This is a genomic window from Halalkalibacter alkalisediminis, from assembly GCF_028610705.1.
GTDB lineage: Bacteria > Bacillota > Bacilli > Bacillales > Bacillaceae_D > Halalkalibacter > Halalkalibacter alkalisediminis.
On the sequence record NZ_JAQQWT010000104.1, the window covers coordinates 1 to 1,733 of the forward strand.

A 1,733-nucleotide genomic window follows, 5' to 3' on the forward strand; every position below is an offset into this window, starting at 1 on the left:
TTAGCTTCATAAGCTAGCATTTTAAAGGAAACTGACACTCTATGTTTCTAGCGAGTGGTTTTTGCACCAGAACCGTTCGTTCTATATATCCTTCGACACTACAAAAAAAGAAAAAAGCCAACAAATGTCTACTGACTTATCTTTCATCTTCATTTCTAGCATCACTTATTTGAGACCCGGTACAAACCAATCACAAACATAAAGAGAAATGAATAATCTTTTCTACAGTTTTTTCCATTTAGCAGAACGTCCTTTACCAGTAGGGATGATTTGTTTTTGCTCTTTTAAATGGTTCAACACTCGGTTAATCGTTGACTCACTTACATCAGGGCAAGCTGAACGAATATCCTCTTTTGTGAAGAAGCCAAGTTTGTTTTCAATAAACTCCTCGACTCTAGCAGCTTTGTTCCCTTTCCCAGTTATGACAACACCGACACGCTCTTCTAACTCCTTATATGCTCTTAAAATCGTTGATAGAAAATAAGTAACCCAAGGAAGAGAATCATGCTGATTTTTATGCCATCTAATAGATGATTTGCGTAGAGTTTCATAATAACTTTCTTTACTTTCCTCTATAATTTTTTCCAAACTGATAAATCGTCCCACTTCATATCCAAAGTGGTATAAAAGAAGGAGCGACAGAAGCCTTGCCATCCGGCCATTTCCATCATTAAAGGGATGTATGCATAAAAAGTCTAAAATAAACACAGCAACCAAAATAAGGGGGTCTATATCTTGTTTAGCAGCTCTTTCTTTAAAAGCTAAAGAGAGATCTTCCATTGCCTTCGGTGTTTCAAAAGCTGATACAGGAACAAAGCGAATTCGCTTCTCTCCAGTGGGGAGCTTCTCACTTATTACATTATCATCATGTTTCCATCGGCCACCTTCAGCCGTGACGTATTTATACATATCACGATGCAATTGTAATATGACTTTTTCATTTACAGGAATAGCTTCATGAGAAGCATGAACCAAATTTAGCACATCCCTATATCCTGCAATTTCCCCTTCTGATCGATCAAATGGGTCGGTTTTATTTGCCATGATCGTGTGTAATCTCTTATCTGTTATGACAATGCCCTCTATAGCATTAGACGCTTTTGTTGATTGAATAACTGCTACATTTTTCAGTGTATTTAATATTTGCGGAGATTGTTTCTTATACAATTCCTGTTTTCCTTTAAATTCATTTATTTTACTCAAGAGACTTACGATTTCCATTGGAAGTAAAAGATGTTTTAATTCTTCATAAAAAAATGTCCTCATATACAACCCCTTCTTTAATATATTCATTTTTATATTAATGAACATATTTTAACACAAAAGAGCATATTAAAAACTAACAAATATATTCATTTTATAACAGATGAATGTATTTATTATTATATTCATATTTGGGTAATGCGTCTGTGAACCTCTCCAACTAATTGCTATGCAATTTGAAGGGGAATGCGGCGTTCATTTTTGTTCAAATTACTTTGAATCAGAAGATTCCTTAAAAGGGGAACAAAAATAAACATCAAGATTGAGGAACAGGAAGATATTGGAAACTTCTTTGACATCTTACTACCTTGAGATATTGAATTTACAAACATATAAAAGCACCCCATAACCAAACAAAAACAACCCTTTAGAGAAATAACAAATAATACAAAATGATGCTAGTCTAAATAGTGGACACGGTAAATTGGGAGAATATCAAGTATAATGATAACTAACATTTATCGGGAGTG

General features: G+C 34.1%; 1 protein-coding gene. It reads right to left on the reverse strand.

The genetic code is table 11. From position 1 onward, the window contains the following. Positions 1-222: 222 nt before the first annotated feature. On the reverse strand, positions 223-1,266 hold the full coding sequence (locus PQ474_RS26005; RefSeq protein WP_273848479.1) for a Fic family protein: 1,044 nt from the start codon (positions 1,264-1,266) through the stop codon (positions 223-225). Between the last annotated feature and the right edge of the window lie 467 nt (positions 1,267-1,733).

What these genes read in the sequence shown, in the direction of transcription:
- PQ474_RS26005 (WP_273848479.1), bottom strand. Translation starts at nt 1,266, where the DNA reads ATGAGGACATTTTTTTATGAAGAATTAAAACATCTTTTACTTCCAATG.